Source organism: Microbacterium azadirachtae (assembly GCF_000956545.1).
GTDB lineage: Bacteria > Actinomycetota > Actinomycetes > Actinomycetales > Microbacteriaceae > Microbacterium > Microbacterium azadirachtae.
The window spans coordinates 77,116-92,631 of record NZ_JYIT01000081.1; the positions used below are offsets into that span (position 1 = coordinate 77,116).

At 72.5% G+C, this 15,516-nt stretch carries 10 protein-coding genes; 4 read left to right on the forward strand and 6 right to left on the reverse strand.

Annotated features, from left to right (window positions below):
• The first annotated feature begins 122 nt into the window (after window positions 1–122).
• Window positions 123–2,852 carry a phosphoenolpyruvate carboxylase gene (locus tag RL72_RS12600; protein WP_045251284.1) on the forward strand — a complete coding sequence of 910 codons (2,730 nt, stop codon included), beginning with the start codon at window positions 123–125 and terminating at the stop codon, window positions 2,850–2,852.
• A gap of 156 nt (window positions 2,853–3,008) precedes the next feature.
• A complete protein-coding gene (gene gdhA, locus RL72_RS12605; protein WP_045251193.1) occupies window positions 3,009–4,391 on the forward strand; it encodes an NADP-specific glutamate dehydrogenase in 1,383 nt (460 codons plus the stop codon).
• A 19-nt stretch (window positions 4,392–4,410) separates the two neighbouring features.
• Here gdhA and RL72_RS12610 read toward each other — a convergent pair whose 3' ends face one another.
• On the reverse strand, window positions 4,411–5,265 hold the full coding sequence (locus tag RL72_RS12610; protein WP_045251194.1) for a helix-turn-helix transcriptional regulator: 855 nt from the start codon (window positions 5,263–5,265) through the stop codon (window positions 4,411–4,413).
• A 100-nt stretch (window positions 5,266–5,365) separates the two neighbouring features.
• On the opposite strand from RL72_RS12610, the gene RL72_RS12615 reads away from it, so the two are divergent.
• Entirely contained in the window at window positions 5,366–6,127 is a 762-nt protein-coding gene (locus RL72_RS12615) for an SDR family oxidoreductase (RefSeq protein ID WP_045251195.1), read from the forward strand.
• A 44-nt stretch (window positions 6,128–6,171) separates the two neighbouring features.
• Here the strand turns inward: RL72_RS12615 and RL72_RS12620 are convergent, their stop codons facing one another.
• Genes RL72_RS12620 through RL72_RS20125 form a run of 3 tightly spaced genes read right to left on the reverse strand, consistent with a single transcriptional unit; the run spans window position 6,172 to window position 9,967 of the window.
• Window positions 6,172–9,147, reverse strand: a complete 2,976-nt coding sequence (locus RL72_RS12620; RefSeq protein ID WP_052674391.1) for an aminotransferase — start codon at window positions 9,145–9,147, stop codon at window positions 6,172–6,174.
• A 41-nt stretch (window positions 9,148–9,188) separates the two neighbouring features.
• Window positions 9,189–9,785: a gamma carbonic anhydrase family protein gene (locus RL72_RS12625; RefSeq protein ID WP_045251197.1), complete on the reverse strand. Its 597-nt coding sequence runs from the start codon at window positions 9,783–9,785 to the stop codon at window positions 9,189–9,191.
• A gap of 23 nt (window positions 9,786–9,808) precedes the next feature.
• Window positions 9,809–9,967 (reverse strand): hypothetical protein, encoded by a 159-nt coding sequence (locus tag RL72_RS20125; RefSeq protein WP_045251285.1) that lies wholly within the window; start codon window positions 9,965–9,967, stop codon window positions 9,809–9,811.
• A gap of 209 nt (window positions 9,968–10,176) precedes the next feature.
• Here RL72_RS20125 and RL72_RS12635 point away from each other — a divergent pair, with 209 nt between their 5' ends.
• Window positions 10,177–11,088 (forward strand): SDR family oxidoreductase, encoded by a 912-nt coding sequence (locus tag RL72_RS12635; RefSeq protein ID WP_045251198.1) that lies wholly within the window; start codon window positions 10,177–10,179, stop codon window positions 11,086–11,088.
• Window positions 11,089–11,156: 68 nt separating this feature from the next.
• Here the strand turns inward: RL72_RS12635 and RL72_RS12640 are convergent, their stop codons facing one another.
• Both RL72_RS12640 and mfd read right to left on the reverse strand, forming a co-directional pair.
• On the reverse strand, window positions 11,157–11,882 hold the full coding sequence (locus tag RL72_RS12640; RefSeq protein ID WP_248700467.1) for an NUDIX hydrolase: 726 nt from the start codon (window positions 11,880–11,882) through the stop codon (window positions 11,157–11,159).
• The gene (gene mfd / locus RL72_RS12645) at window positions 11,879–15,457 is read right to left on the reverse strand and encodes a transcription-repair coupling factor (protein WP_045251199.1); all 3,579 of its coding nucleotides are present in this window, start codon (window positions 15,455–15,457) and stop codon (window positions 11,879–11,881) included. The genes RL72_RS12640 and mfd overlap by 4 nt, the downstream gene beginning before the upstream one ends.
• Window positions 15,458–15,516 lie beyond the last annotated feature (59 nt).

Consider the following 15,516-nt stretch of genomic DNA (forward strand, 5'->3'; position numbering starts at 1 on the left):
CCCCTCCACCGTATCGCGCGGTCGCACGCGGCCACGAGGGCGGGCGGGCACGAATGGCATACCGTGGCGCGCACGCCGTCACGCTGGTCATCGGGCGCGCGGCGTCGGTTTACGCTCGAACCGTGACCCCCGACACGACCCATACCGAAGCCATCCGCATCGTCGGCCGGTTCGAGGCAGGGCGCGAGCTGCCCGAGGCGATGCGCGCGGACGTGCGCATGCTCGGCGCACTGCTCGGCCAGGTTCTGCGCGAATCCGGCGGCGACGATCTGTTCGACGACGTCGAGCGCCTGCGCCAGGCCACGATCGAGGCCTACACCGACGAGTCCTCGGAGGCGTTCGATCGCGCCACCCGCATCGCCGAGGAGTTCTCCGTGCAGCGGGCGGACGAGGTGGCCCGCGCATTCACCGCCTACTTCCACCTCGTGAACCTCGCGGAGGAGCACCAGCGCGTGCGCGTGCTGCGCGAGCGTCCGGAGCCTTCGACCGGCACCGGGAGCGAGAGCAGGACGGACACCGTCGCCGGCGCCTACGCGCAGCTGATCGCCGAGGTCGGCGAGGAGGAGGCCCGTCGCCGGCTGAGCGGCCTGCGCTTCCACCCCGTCTTCACCGCGCACCCGACCGAGGCGCGCCGCCGTGCCGTGTCCTCGAGCATCCGGCGCCTCGCCGAGCTGCTCAGCGCTCACGACGAGGCGACCCCGGGCGGCGCCGAGGCGCACCGCGCCCGACGTCGCATGCTCGAAGAGGTCGACACCCTCTGGCGCACCGCGCCGCTGCGCGCGCAGAAGCCCGAGCCCACCGACGAGGTGCGCACCGTGATGAGCGTGTTCGACGAGACGCTCTTCACCACCGTGCCGCACGTGTACCGCCGCATCGACGACGTCCTCCGCGGCGAGGAGTCGGGATCCTCGGCACCCATCGTGCCCGCCTTCGTGCGCATCGGCACCTGGGTCGGCGGCGACCGCGACGGCAACCCCTTCGTGACGGCCGCGGTGACGCGGGAGGCGGCCTCGATCGCCGCAGACCACGTGCTGCGCGGGCTCGAGCGCGCCCTGGAGCGCATCGGCCGCACGCTCACGCTCGACGCCGAGGGCACGCCCCCGTCGGCGGAGGCGACGCGGCTGTGGGAGTCGCTGCAGGCCGCGCACCCCGAGGTGGCGGGCGAGGTCGCCAAGCGCTCCCCGGGAGAGCCGCATCGCCGTATCCTGCTGCTGCTCGCCCACCGCGTGGACGCCACCCGCCGCGGCGACGAGGGCGGCTACACGGATCCGGAGCAGCTGCTCGCCGATCTGCGCGTGGTGCAGTCCTCGCTCGATGCGGCGGGCGCGCACCGTCATGCCTTCGGCGGCGTGCAGCACCTCATCTGGCAGGTGGAGACGTACGGCTTCCACCTCGCCGAGCTCGAAGTGCGCCAGCACTCCCAGGTGCACGCCAAGGCCCTGGCCGAGCTCGGGGCCCGCCCGGACGGATCCGGCGACGGCGGGACGGTGAGCGCGCAGACCGAGGAGGTGCTGGCGGTCTTCCGCACCATCCGGGAGATCCAGCGCACCTACGGGCCGCGTGCCGCCGGCCGCTACGTCGTGTCGTTCACCCAGTCGGCGCAGGATCTCGCGAACGTGCACGCCCTGGCCGCGCACGCCTGCGGCGACGACCTGCCGGTGCTCGACGTGGTGCCGCTGTTCGAGACGTTCGCCGACCTGCAGGCGGCCCCCGGCATCCTCGCCGAGATCGTGGAGCACCCCGCGTTCGCCGCGCGGCTGGCCGCGACCGGCCGGCGCCTGGAGGTCATGCTCGGCTACTCCGACTCGTCGAAGGACGTCGGCCCGGTCGCCGCGAACCTGGCGCTCTACGAGGCGCAGGCGAAGATCGCCGCCTGGGCGCAGCGGGAGGGCATCGAGCTCACCCTCTTCCACGGTCGCGGCGGAGCGCTGGGACGCGGGGGCGGGCCGGCGAACTCGGCCATCCTCGCCCAGCCACCGCACTCGGTCGACGGCCGGTTCAAGCTCACCGAGCAGGGCGAGGTCATCTTCGCCCGCTACGGCGAGCCCGCGATCGCGATGCGGCACATCGACCAGGTGACCGCCGCGACGCTGCTCGCCTCCTCCCCCGGCGTCGAGCAGCGCAACAGCGCCGCGGCCGCCCGCTTCGCCGAGGTGGCCTCGACCATGGACCGCGCCTCCCGGGAGCGCTTCTTCGCCCTCGTGAAGGCTCCGGGCTTCGCGCCGTGGTTCGCGACCGTCACCCCGATGGAGGAGATCGGCCTGCTCGCCCTGGGCTCGCGCCCCGCGCGCCGCGGTCTCTCCGTGGAGTCGCTCGAGGACCTCAGGGCCATCCCGTGGGTCTTCGCCTGGACGCAGGCGCGCATCAACCTCGCCGGCTGGTTCGGTCTCGGCAGCGCCCTGGAGGCCGTGGGCGACGAGCAGCTGCTGCGCACCGCCTACCAGGAGTGGCCGCTGCTGCGCACCATGGTCGACAACGTCGCGATGAGCCTCGCGAAGACGGATCCGCGCATCGCGCGCCGGTACCTCGAGCTGGGCGACCGCGACGATCTCGCCGCCCTGGTGCTCGAGGAGATGGAGCTCACGCGCTCGTGGGTGATCCGCCTCACCGGCGGCGAGCGCCTGCTGGAGAACAAGCCGATCCTGCAGCGCGCGGTGGCGATGCGCAGCCCCTACGTGGATGCGCTCTCGCTCCTGCAGCTGCGCGCGCTGCGCGGTCTCCGTGATTCGGATGCGGCAGCTCCGGAAGGGTCCTCAGCGGCTCTGGAAGGACCGGCACCCGATCCCGATCTGCAGCGGCTGCTGCTGCTGTCGGTGAGCGGCGTGGCCGCAGGCCTTCAGAACACGGGCTGATCAGAAGCCTTTTTTTGCGGATTCCTCATTCCCGTCATGACCACGGGGGTGAGGAATCCGCTGTATTAGAGTGAGGTTTCCGCCGTACCCGGCCGTCTGCGCACGACACGATCACCCGCGCCCCACTCCGCATCCCCCTCCCGAAGGCATCCCCGCGTGACCGACACCCTCAGCGACCCCTCCCTCACCGACTTCCATCCGCTCTCCCCGCTCGCCCAGCCGGTCTTCGACCGCGTCCTCGCACGGGATCCGTACGAGCCCGAATTCCACCAGGCCGTGCACGAAGTGCTGCACTCGATCGGTCCCGTGCTCGAGCGCCATCCCGAATACGTCGAGGCCGGAGTGCTGGAGCGCATCGTCGAGCCCGAACGGCAGGTGATCTTCCGCGTGCCGTGGGTCGACGACCAGGGCAGGCTCCAGGTGAACCGCGGCTACCGCGTGCAGTACTCCTCGGTGCTCGGACCGTACAAGGGCGGCCTGCGCTTCCACCCCTCGGTGAACATCTCGATCGTCAAGTTCCTCGGCTTCGAGCAGATCTTCAAGAACGCGCTCACCGGCCAGGGCATCGGCGGCGGCAAGGGCGGATCGGACTTCGACCCGCACGGCCGCAGCGACGGCGAGATCATGCGCTTCTGCCAGTCGTTCATGAACGAGCTGTACCGGCATCTCGGCGAGCACACCGACGTCCCCGCGGGCGATATCGGCGTGGGCGGCCGCGAGATCGGCTACCTGTTCGGCCAGTACCGCAAGATCACCAACCGCCACGAGTCCGGCATGTTCACCGGCAAGGGCGTCGGCTGGGGCGGCGCCCAGGTGCGCACAGAGGCGACCGGCTACGGCGCGGTGTTCTTCGCCCAGGAGATGCTCGCAGTGCACGGCGACTCGCTCGACGGCAAGCGGGTGGGCGTCTCCGGATCCGGCAACGTGGCGATCTACGCGATCCAGAAGGCCGCGCAGCTCGGCGCCTCCGCGGTGACCGCGTCCGACTCCTCCGGCTACGTCGTGGACGACGCCGGCATCGACGTGGATCTGCTCCGCCGGATCAAGGAGGTCGAGCGCGGCCGCATCGTCGAGTACGCGCGGCGCCGGCCCGGCGCGCGCTTCGTCGAAGGCGGCTCGGTCTGGGAGGTGCCGGTGGACATCGCCGTGCCCTCGGCCACGCAGAACGAGCTGGACCGGGACAGCGCGGCGGCGCTCATCGCGAACGGCGTGCGCGCCGTCTCCGAGGGCGCCAACATGCCCAGCACCCCCGAGGCCGTGGCGGCGTTCCAGCACGCGGGCGTGCTGTTCGCCCCGGGCAAGGCCGCCAACGCCGGCGGCGTGGCCACGTCCGCTCTGGAGATGAGCCAGAACGCCGCCCGCCAGCGCTGGGGCTTCGACGACAGCGAGCAGAAGCTGCGCGACATCATGGCCGACATCCATCGGGCCGCGTTCGACGCCGCCGAGCGCTACGGCGTGCCGGGCGACTACGTGGCGGGCGCCAACATCGCCGGCTTCGAGCGGGTCGCGAACGCCATGCTCGCGCAGGGCGTGATCTGAGGCGCTCCGCACGCCGGGCTCAGGCGCCGGTCCTCCCGTCGAGGGCCGGCGCCTCGGTGTGCGCGGGGCCGGTGGCCGCCCACGAGCCGAGCGTGCGCAGCGCGTCCCCGGTGCGCTCGTCGGCGGCCGTGTACGTGACCAGCATCTGTGCGGGCTCGTCGGGCAGCGTGAGCGTCTCGTAGTCGAGCGAGAGCCGACCCACCTCCGGGTGGTGGACGAGCTTGTGCCCGTGCGTCTTCACGACGACCTCCTGCCGCGCCCAGATCCGGACGAAGTCGGCGCTGGAGATCGTGAGCTCGCCGATGAGCGCGGTGATCGCCCGATCGCCGGGCAGCAGCGCCACCATCCGGCGCAGGTGCGCCGCCGTCTCCCTGGCGACCTTCTCCCATTCCGGGTAGTAGTCGGCCGAGGTCGGATCCAGGAAGACGTGACGGGCCATGTTGCGCGGACCCGCGGGCAGGGCGATCAACGCCTCGCCGAGCAGGTTCGTCGCGAGCACGTCCATCCCCGCCCCGAGCACGAAGGCGGGGACCTGCGGCATCGCTTCCAGCAGGGCGATCAGCCCCGAACGCGGGGCGGCCGGGTCCGGCGCGGCGGTCGCCGGCGCCGGGCGGGCGAGCAGCCGCAGATGACCGCGCTCGACGTCGTCCAGGGCGAGCACGCGCGCGATCGCATCGAGCACCTGGTCGGATGCGGCGCGCGCCCTGCCCTGCTCCAGGCGCACGTAGTAGTCGGGACTGATCCCGGCCAGCAGGGCGACCTCCTCGCGGCGCAGCCCCGGCACACGGCGCTGGCCGCCGGCCGGCAGGCCCCGCTCCTCGGGCGCGATGCGCTCCCGCTTGGCGCGGAGGAAGTCGCCGATCTCGGATGTCATGCTCCCAGTATCACCGGGCACCGTCGCACGAGGGTGGTCCTGCCGGACCCAGGTTCACCGGGGCGTTCCGCGAGCCCGAGGGCGCCGGGAGGCTGGCCCCATGAACACCGAATCCTCCCTTCCCCTCTCCGGACGCATCGCCCTGGTCACCGGTGCCGGCAGCGGCATGGGCGCGGCGATCGCCGCCCACCTCGCGGCCCTCGGCGCCTCCGTCGCCGTCGTCGGCCGGCGCGAGGACCGCCTCCAGGCCGTCGCCGAGTCCGCTGTCGCGTCCGCCGGGCGGATCCTGCCCGTGCCCGCCGACGTCACCTCCGACGCCGATGTCTCCGCAGCGCTCGACCGCGTCCACGCGGAGCTCGGCCGCGTCGACCTCCTCGTCAACGCCGCCGGCGTGATGCTGCCGAACCCTCTCGCCGACGGCCGCGCCGACGAATGGGAGCGCATGATCGACACCAACCTCACCGGGCTGCTCCGCGTCACCCGCGCGGTGCTTCCGGATCTCCTGGACGGCACGGGCGTCCGCGACATCGTCAACGTCTCCTCGATCGCCGCCCACGCGGTGTTCCCCGACTACGCCGTCTACGCGGCGACGAAGGCCGCCGTCACGGCGCTGTCGGCCATGCAGCGCACCGAGCTCGCGCGGCGCGGCGTGCGCGTCACCAACGTCGAACCGGGTCTGACCGCGACCGAGCTGGGCACGCACATCGGGAACGAGCGCCTCGCCGCCGAGCTCGCCGCGATGTTCGCCGCGATCGAGGCCGTCTCCGCCGACGACATCGCCGACCTGGTCGATTTCGTCGTGACGCGCCCCGCGCACGTCAACCTGCGACAGGTCGTGATCCTGCCGACCCAGCAGGCGTGAGACCGCCCTGTCCGGGCTCCGTGCTGCGGAGCCCGGACAGGCGTTCACCAGCCCTCGGAGAGCACCCGGTCCAGGGCAGCGACGACGAAGTCCGCGCTCGCGGCCGTGAGGCACAGCGGCGGCTTGATCTTCAGCACGTTCGAGCGCTCGGAGGTGGTGAGCACGATGACGCCCAGCTCCCGGAGCCGCTCGCAGATCGCCGCCGCCTCGCTCGCGGCCGGCTCCATGCTCTCCCGGTCGCGGACGAGCTCGACCCCGAGGTAGAGCCCCTCGCCGTGCACCGGTCCGATCAGCGGATGGCGCTCGGCGAGAGCGCGGAAGCCTTCCGCCAGACGTCCGCCGACGACACGGGCGTTCTCCTGCAGCCCCTCGGCCGCCATCGCGTCGAGCACCGCGATGCCGACGCGGCAGCTGAGCGGGTTGCCCCCGGCCGAGGAGAAGAACTGCCCCTGGCCGGCCAGAGCGTCGGCGATCCGCTGCGAGGTGATGACGCCGCCGATCGGGAAGCCGTTGCCCATCGGCTTCGCGATCGTGATCAGGTCGGGAACGACCCCGGACTGCTCGAAGCCCCAGAACGAGGATCCCATCCGACCGAACCCGACCTGCACCTCGTCGGCGATGCAGAGGCCTCCCGCCGCGCGCACGCGGGCGTACGCGTCGGCGAGATAGCCGTCGGGCAGCAGCACGCCGCCCGCGTTGCCCAGCACCGACTCGCAGATGAACGCCGCGATGGGCCGCCCCTCCTCGGCGAGCCGGTCGAGGTCCGCGCCGAGATCGGCGGCGTACCTCGCGCCGGCGCCCTCGCCGCGGTAGGTGCCGCGGAACAGGTTGGGCACGTCCGCGACGTGCACCCAGTCCGGGCGCGTGGCGAGCGCATCGGGGTTGTCGTAGGCGCTGGTGGTCACCGCGTCGCTGGCCATCGTCCAGCCGTGGTAGGCCTCGCGCAGCGACACCACGGTCTTCCGTCCGGTGGCGGCCTGCGCCACCCGCAGGGCCAGATCCACGGCCTCGGATCCGCTGTTCACGAGCAGGACCGTGTCCAGGGCGTCGCGATCGGCGCTGCCCTCGCGGGCGTCGTCCGGCAGCAGGGCGAGCAGGCGCTCGCTGTACTCGGCGAGCTCGCGGTACAGGAACCGGGAGTTGGTGTTCAGGATCCGGATCTGCCGGTTCACCGCATCCGCGACGCCCGGATGCCCGTGCCCGAGCCCCGTGACGTTGTTGACCATGTCGACGTAGGCGCGCCCCGTCGTGTCGACGAGGTGGTGCCGCCAGCCGCGCTCGATCTGCGGCGGACGCTCGTAGTACCGCTCCTGCGCGCTCGCGAAGATGCGCTCTCTGCGGGCGAGCTCGGCGGGAGCCTCGTCGGCCTGGGCAAGCGCCGGGAGTCCGAGCCAGGGCGCCGGGTCGGCACTGAACCGGCGCCACGCGGGGACGACCTCGGGCAGCACGAGCGGCGCGTCGTCGACCGTCGGCACCTTCCCCGGGGCGTCGCGGCGGAGGATCGAGACCACGAGGGTCCGTTCGGTCTCGCTCTCCGGGAGCCAGCTGACGCCGTCGCCCGTCTCGACCTCCGTGCCGAGGTCGGGGGCGGACTCGGCGCCGTGGATCTCGCACACCCAGCCGTCGCCGAACGAGATCCGTACCATGCCGTACCCGGATCCCTCGATCCGCCCGGCGACCGGGGCGGTGATCAGCAGGCGCCCGCCCGCGGGGAGGTGGATCGCGGTCGCGAGCGGCCAGGTCGGCACCGCGTCCGCACTGTCCACGCGCGTGCGGGTGAGCCGGTAGACGCCGTACGGCATGACCGCGGCGGCCGCTCCCCCGGCGAACGCCGCGCGCACGAGCGCCCGCTCGGCATCGGGCTCGAGCCAGGCCCCCGCCGCCAGGTCCTCGGACTCCACGCCGGGGTCGAGGATCGCGACCTCGCCCTCCAACCCGGGAAGCAGCGCGGCCAGAGGGGCACCTGCGGACGTCGGCGCGGGCGGTGCGGCGGCCGCGAAGCCCAGCCGGTCCAGGACGAGCTCGGTCGCCTCGGCGAGCGGCACCGCCGTGGCCGCGTCGAAGATCGCCTGCTCGCCCGCGATCCGCTCCCGGGCGTAGTCGTTGCCGCCGTCGATCTCGAGCTGGCGCCAGCCGCTCGCCACGAGCAGGGCCGCGCGCAGCACGATCAGCGCCCAGACCGCGCGCGCCTCGGACTCGCTGAGCGGTGCGTCGGCGTGGAAGGCGACGATCGTCTCGAGCACCCGCAGCGGGCGCTCCGGTTCGTGATGGAGCATCGACGACGCGCACACCGCGAGCTCCGCCACCCGCCAGCCGAGCGCGAGATCACCGAGGTCCAGGACCGTGCGCGGGTGCAGGCGGGCGTCGTCGCCGTGCTCGCCCATGACGTTGTCGTCGGTGAGATCGCCGTGGACGGCCTGCACGGGAAGCTGCGCGGCGACGGCGGCGAGCAGCCGCTCCGCCTGCACGATCGTCCCTTCCACCCGCCGGCGCAGCGCGGAGTCCTCGATCGACGGCAGCAGCCCGCGCGCCTCGTCCGCCGCGACCCGCATGTCCCACATGTGGGCGCGGTCGAGTCCGGGATGCGCGAGCGCCGACAGCGCGTTCACCGAGGCGGCGGCCAGCGTCCCGAACTCCCTCAGCACGACCGGCGCGAAGTAGCCGGCGTCGACCATGGGCTCGCCCTCGGCGAAGGCGCTGCGCCGCACGGAGAGCCCCCGCCAGCGCTGGGTGAGGGACCCGTCCCGGCCCGGGAAGGCGGCCGGCACCGCGACTCCGGCGCGGCGGTAGGCGTCGAGCGCGGCGTGCTGTGCATCGCGCGCGCTGTCGGGGAAGACGGGATTGTCCACGCGGAGCACGCTGCGGGTGCCGTCTGCCTCGGTCAGCAGGAAGTTGCGGTCCTGGTTGCTGCCCAGCTCGGACGCGGTGGCCGTGATGCCCCAGTGCTCGCGGGCGATGGCGACGGCGTCGGACACGGAGACGTCGGGGCGCACGAGACCCCCGGTCGGCTGTTCGGGCACAGCGATCCCTTCGTTCGGAGCGTAAGGTGCGGCGTCGGCGCTCAGAGCGCGCGGTCGTCGCTGTGGCGGGCGAGCGAGCGCGCGTAGCGCTCGGTCAGCTGCACCATGAGGTCGGGCGTCGAGCGGTCCACGCCGAACACGTAGCCGGGGAAATCGAGCTCGTGCTGGGCCTCCCAGATCTCCTCGTGCCTCTCGGGCGAGAGGATCCGCACCGGATCGCCGACCGCCACCCAGCCGATCGGCACGACGGACTCCGGAGGGAGCGTGGTGCGCAGATGCACGACCGCGTTGATCCGCACCTCGCTGCGCTCGCCGATCACGGCGCCGTTGAAGATCCTGGTGCCGGTGGCGAGGAAGACCTCCTCGGCGATCGTCGCTCCGGAGATGCTCGCCATGGGTCCGACCAGCACGTGGTCGGAGATGTGCACGGGGTTCGCGGCGGTGGCGCGGATGAGCGCGTTCTCCATGACGATCACGTGCTCCCCGAGGGTGATCGGACCGCCCTCGGCCGTGATCACCGCACCGTGCAGCACCTGGCAGTTCGGTCCGACCGTGACGTCGCCCGAGATCACGGCGGACGGTGCCACGACGGCCGTGTCGTGGATGCGGGGCCGAGCCCCGAGGTGCTCGTAGATCATGCCGCCAGACTAGCGGCGCTTGCTCAGGTGCGGTTGCGGGCGCCGCGGATCAGCCCGATCACGAGGGTCGCGAGGAAGAGCACGATCCCGAGCACGGCGAGCCAGACCAGGCCCTTGACGACGAAGCCGAGGATCGAGAGCCCGAGCCAGACGATGAGCAGGATGATCAGCAGTGTCCACATGCGATCAGCCTCGCGCGCGCGGCGCAGGGCGGCCACCCCATTGACGCACGGCATCGGGTGCGGTACGGCGCCCGGCGCTTGCCGTTCCCGATCCGCTCTGGCAGGGTGGGCCACATGCAATGCCGATGACCCGGATCCTCTCCCCGCCGCCGCCGCCGCTGACATGCGCGACCGTGACGCGGCCTCCCTCCGATCGGAAAGTCATCGCCATGCCCTCTTCTGCCTCTGCCCCCTCGTCCGCCGCGGAGACGCGCCCGCTCACCGGCCGGACCGCGCTGATCACGGGCGTCTCCCGAAGGCGCGGAATCGGCTACGGCGTCGCGACCGCTCTCGCAGCGCTCGGCGCCGACGTGTTCCTTCACCACTACCGTCCGCACGACCTCGCCCAGCCGACAGGGGCCGATGATCTGGATGAGGTGCGCGCGGGCGTCCGCGCCGTGCAGGCGCCGGGCGCCCGGCTCGGAGACCGGTCGGCGGATCTTCGCGCCCCCGACACGATCGAGCCCCTGCTCGACGCGGCCACCGCCCTCACCGGACACCTGGACATCCTCGTCTGCAACCAGGCGATGAGCGGCACGGACGGGAGCATCTACGACATGACGCCGGACCGGCTGGACGCGCACTGGCAGGCCAACGCGCGCGCTTCCCTGCTGCTCACCGCGGGATTCGCGCGGCGCCGCAGACGGGAGCTCGGAGGCGACGATGCCGTCGCAGCCCGGCCCGGGGACCGCGGCGGAAGCCTCGGACCCTTCTCGGCGCCGACCGGTCACGTGATCTGGATGACCTCGGGTCAGGCGCACGGTGCGATGCGCGGCGAGGTCGCCTACGCGACGAGCAAGGCCGCGCTCGCGGGCATCACCCGCACGGTCGCCGCCGAGCTGCTCGAGGTGGGCCTCGTCCTGAACACGGTCGATCCCGGTCCGGTGAACACCGGATACCTCGATCCCGAGACGACCGATCGCGACCTCTCGGAGCACCTCGCCTGGCTGCCGACCACGCCGTTCGGCCGCGTGGGCCGTATCGAGGATCCCGCCCGGCTGATCGCCTGGCTCTGCAGCGATGCCGGATCCTGGGTCGTGGGCCAGGTGCTCACGACCGATGGCGGCTTCTCGCTGGGATGACCGGACGCGACGCGACGCGCCCCGGGGCCCCGAGCACAGTGCGCGCCTCCTGGTGCTGACCGCCGCGATCAGGCGCCGATGGGCGGGAGCAGCCCCTTCACCGCCGCCATCGTGCGGGCGATGAGCAGGGTGGGATCCGTGATCTCGCCCTCGACGAGCAGCTGATCGAAGTCGACGCGCGGGATCCGCGCCAGTTCGACCCTCTCGCTCGGATCGTCGATCGGGGCGCGGCCCGGGCGCACCCCGGTCGCGAAGAACAGGTGAGTGGCCCAGACGCTGCGGCCCGGGTTGGCGAAGAATCGGTGCAGCGGGATGAGCTCGGTCGCGACGAGGCCGAGCTCCTCCTCGAGCTCGCGACGCGCCGCCTGCTCCGGAACCTCGCCGAATTCCGCGGCACCGCCCGGAAGATCCAGGATCCAGCGATCGATCGGATAGCGGTACTGCCGGGCGAGCAGCAGATCGGCGCCGTCCTGCACCAGCACCGCGACCGTGAACGGCACGCTGCGGTCGACCTCGAACGTGGTGCGCTCGCCGGTCGGGAGCTGCACCTCGTCCACATCGATGCGCACCCGCCCGCGATGCGTCTCGCGGGTCGAGATCCAGCGCCACCGGGGATCCGCCGCCGGCTCCGGGCGCACCCGCGAGCGCCGCGACGGATCGGGCGCCGCGGAGCGACTCTCCGGGTGCAGCGCCGCGCGACGGCTCTGCGACAGCTGCTCCGCCACGAACGCGCGTCCCTCGGCCGCGGACAGCGCGCGGCCGCGCCGCCGTGCCGCGGCGAGCTCGGCGCTCACGACGCCGCTCCCGCGGCGACGGGCGCCTCGGCCGGCGCCGGCTCGGGGAAGAGCGCGGTGAGGAGCTGGCCGGTCCACTCGACCGGATCCGCCCTGTCCGCCCCGGGCATCGGCACGACGAGCGCCTCTCCCCCGGCGACGAGCTTCGCCTGCGGATACAGCCGCTGCAGGCGCACCTTCATCGAGTCCTCCAGGCGCGCCGGCGCCACCCGCAGGTTCGACCCCATCGCGACGACGTCGGTGAGCCCGGCCCGGGCGGCGCGACGGCGCAGCCGCGCGATCGCGATCAGTCCCTCCACCTCGGCGGGAGGCGTGCCGTAGCGGTCCGTCAGCTCCTCGACGACGTGGTCGATGGCCTCGTCGGGCGCGGTCGCGGTCGCCGCGCTGGACAGCTTCTGATACGCCTCCAGGCGCAGTCGCTCGCTGTCGATGTACGCCTCGGGGATCCGCGCGTCGACCGGCAGCTCGAGCCGCAGCTCCGCCCCGGTCTCGGTCTCCTCGCCGCGGAACGTCGCGACGGCCTCGCCGATCATGCGCAGGTACAGGTCGAAGCCCACGCCGGCGATGTGACCGGCCTGCTCCGCGCCCAGCAGGTTGCCGGCGCCGCGCAGCTCCAGATCCTTGAGCGCGACCTGCATCCCGGATCCCAGGTCGTTGTTCACCGCGATGGTCTGCAGCCGGTCGGCGGCGGTCTCGCTCAGCGGCTTGCTGTCGTCGTAGAGGAAGTAGGCGTAGGCGCGCTCGCGGCCGCGGCCCACGCGTCCGCGGAGCTGATGCAGCTGACTCAGGCCGTAGCGGTCGGCGCGGTCGATGATGATCGTGTTCGCGTTCGAGATGTCGAGGCCGGTCTCGATGATCGTCGTCGAGACGAGCACGTCGTACTTGCGCTCCCAGAAGTCGTCGACGACCTGCTCCAGCTGGTGCTCGCCCATCTTGCCGTGCGCGACCGCGATCCGCGCTTCGGGCACCAGCTCCGCGAGCTCGGCGGCCACGCGCTGGATCGACTGCACCCGGTTGTGCACGTAGAAGACCTGTCCTTCGCGGAGGATCTCCCGACGGATCGCGGCGGCCACCTGCTTGTCGCTCTTCGGGCCCACGAACGAGAGGATCGGGTGCCGGTCCTCGGGCGGCGTCTGCAGGGTCGACATCTCGCGGATGCCCGTCACCGCCATCTCCAGCGTGCGCGGGATCGGCGTCGCACTCATCGCGAGGATGTCGACGTTCGTCTTCATCTTCTTCAGCGCGTCCTTGTGCTCGACGCCGAAGCGCTGCTCCTCGTCGATGATCATGAGACCCAGGTCCTTGAACATCACCTGGTCGGTGAGGATCCGGTGCGTGCCGATCACCATGTCGACGGATCCTTCGAGCAGGCCGTCCAGCGTGAGTCGCGCCTCCTTGTCGGTCTGGAACCGCGACAGCGGCCGCACCTTGACCGGGAAGCCGGCGAAGCGCTCGGTGAAGGTCTCCAGGTGCTGCTTGACGAGCAACGTCGTCGGAACGAGCATCGCGACCTGCTTGCCGTCCTGGATGGCCTTGAACGCGGCGCGCACGGCGACCTCGGTCTTGCCGAAGCCGACGTCGCCGCTGAGCAGGCGGTCCATCGGGATCGGCCGCTCCATGTCGGACTTGATCTCGTCGATGGTCTGCAGCTGATCGGGCGTCTCCGCGAACGGGAACGCCTCCTCCAGCTCGCGCTGCCACGGCGTGTCCTTGCCGAAGGCGTATCCCTTCGCCGCCATGCGCGCGGAGTACAGCTTGACGAGCTCGACGGCGATGTCGCGCACCGCCTTGCGCGCCTTGCCCTTGGCGGCGGCCCAGTCGCTGCCGCCCATCTTCGACAGCGTGGGAGCCTCGCCGCCGACGTACTTGGAGAGCAGGTCGAGCTGATCGGTCGGCACGTAGAGCTTGTCGCCCGGGTAGCCCCGCTTGGTCGGCGCGTACTCGAGCACGAGGTAGTCGCGCGTGGTCTTGACGGCATGGCGGCCGCCCGAGGACACCTCGCGCTGGGTCATCTCCACGAAGCGCGCGATGCCGTGCGTCTGGTGCACGACGAAGTCCCCGGCCTTGAGCTGCATCGGATCCACGACGTTCTTCCGTCGCGACGCAAGCTTCTTCACGACCCGGGTGTCCCCGCCGATCGTGCGTCCGTAGAACTCGTTCTCGGTGATGACCGCGATCTTCGCGTCCGCGATCTGGAAGCCGGACTCGATCGCGCCGGTCACGAGCGTCGCGATCCCCGGATCCGGGCTCTCCGGCAGAGACGCGACCACGCGCGCCGCGATGCCGCGATCGGCGAGCACGTCGCGGGCGCGGTCGACCAGGCCCGCCCCGGAAGAGACCAGCACCACCCGCCACCCGTCCGAGACGCGGCCCGCGGTGAACTCGATCGCGCCGTCGACGTTGCCGTGGAACGACGGGATGGGCGCGGCGCGCACCCCGTCGGCGCCGTGGTCGAAGGCCGCATCGTCGGCGCCCGCGTCGAAGGCGCTGAGCCGCCACCACACGCCGTCACGATCGTGCACGGCGGTGCGCAGCTCCCCGATCGAGAGGAAGTCGCCGGTCTGCAGGTCGATCGGCGCGGAGGCGCCCGCGGTCGCGGCGCTCCAGGCCGCGTCGAGGAACTCGCGGTTCGTCTCGCCGAGGCTCGCGGCCCGGGCTCCGCTGCGCTCGGGATCGACGAGGGCGACGGCTGCGCCGTTCGGGAGGTAGTCGACGAGAGGCACCACCGGACCGGCCACCACGGGCAGCAGCGACTCCATGCCCTCGACCGGGATACCCTCCGCCATCTTCTGGAGCATGCCGGCGATGCCGGGGAAGGCCTCGACGAGGGACCCCGCGCGCTCGCGGACCTCGGCGGTCAGCAGCAGCTCGCGGCTCGCGGGCAACGCGACCGCGGTGGGTGCCACAGGCAAGGAGCGCTGGTCGGCCACCGAGAACAGACGGATCTGGTCGACCTCGTCGCCGAAGAACTCGACGCGCGAGGGGTGCTCCGCGGTCGGAGGGAAGACGTCGAGGATGCCGCCGCGCACCGCGAACTCGCCGCGCCGCGACACCATGTCCACCCGCGAGTACGCGCGCTCGACCAGGGAGGCCGCCACGCCGTCGAGGTCGTAGCCGCGCCCGCCGACGGCGAGCTCGAGCGGCTCCACATCGCCCAGTCCGGCGGCGACCGGCTGCAGGGCCGCCCGCACCGACGCGACGACCACGAGCGGGCGCTCGCCCGACCAGATCCGCATCCGGCGCAGCACCTCGAGGCGCCGACCGACCGTGTCGGGGCTCGGGCTCAGGCGCTCATGAGGGAGGGTCTCCCAGGCGGGGAACGAGAGGATCTCGGCCTCCGGCAGGTACGATCCCAGCGCTGCCGCCAGGGACTCCGCCCGCCGGCCGGTCGGGGCGACCACGAGCAGGGCGGCCGGCCGGCCCGCGGCGGCACGGCGCTCGAGGAGCCCGGCCAGCATCGGCGCGTCCATGCCGGCGCTCGCGAGCAGGTCGGCATCGGTCTGCGCCCAGGTCAGGGCGTCGCGGAATCCGGACGCCTCCTCTTCCAGAGCGCGGATGATCCCCTGCACAGTCACCGGAAGAGTCTACGTGGAGTCTCGGACACTGCGGGGCTCGGCCTCCGTCCTCGCGCTCC

What these genes read in the sequence shown, in the direction of transcription:
- RL72_RS12610 (WP_045251194.1), bottom strand. Translation starts at nt 5,265, where the DNA reads ATGACATCCGAGATCGGCGACTTCCTCCGCGCCAAGCGGGAGCGCATC.
- RL72_RS12615 (WP_045251195.1), top strand. Translation starts at nt 5,366, where the DNA reads ATGAACACCGAATCCTCCCTTCCCCTCTCCGGACGCATCGCCCTGGTC.
- RL72_RS12625 (WP_045251197.1), bottom strand. Translation starts at nt 9,785, where the DNA reads ATGATCTACGAGCACCTCGGGGCTCGGCCCCGCATCCACGACACGGCC.
- RL72_RS20125 (WP_045251285.1), bottom strand. Translation starts at nt 9,967, where the DNA reads ATGTGGACACTGCTGATCATCCTGCTCATCGTCTGGCTCGGGCTCTCG.
- RL72_RS12635 (WP_045251198.1), top strand. Translation starts at nt 10,177, where the DNA reads ATGCCCTCTTCTGCCTCTGCCCCCTCGTCCGCCGCGGAGACGCGCCCG.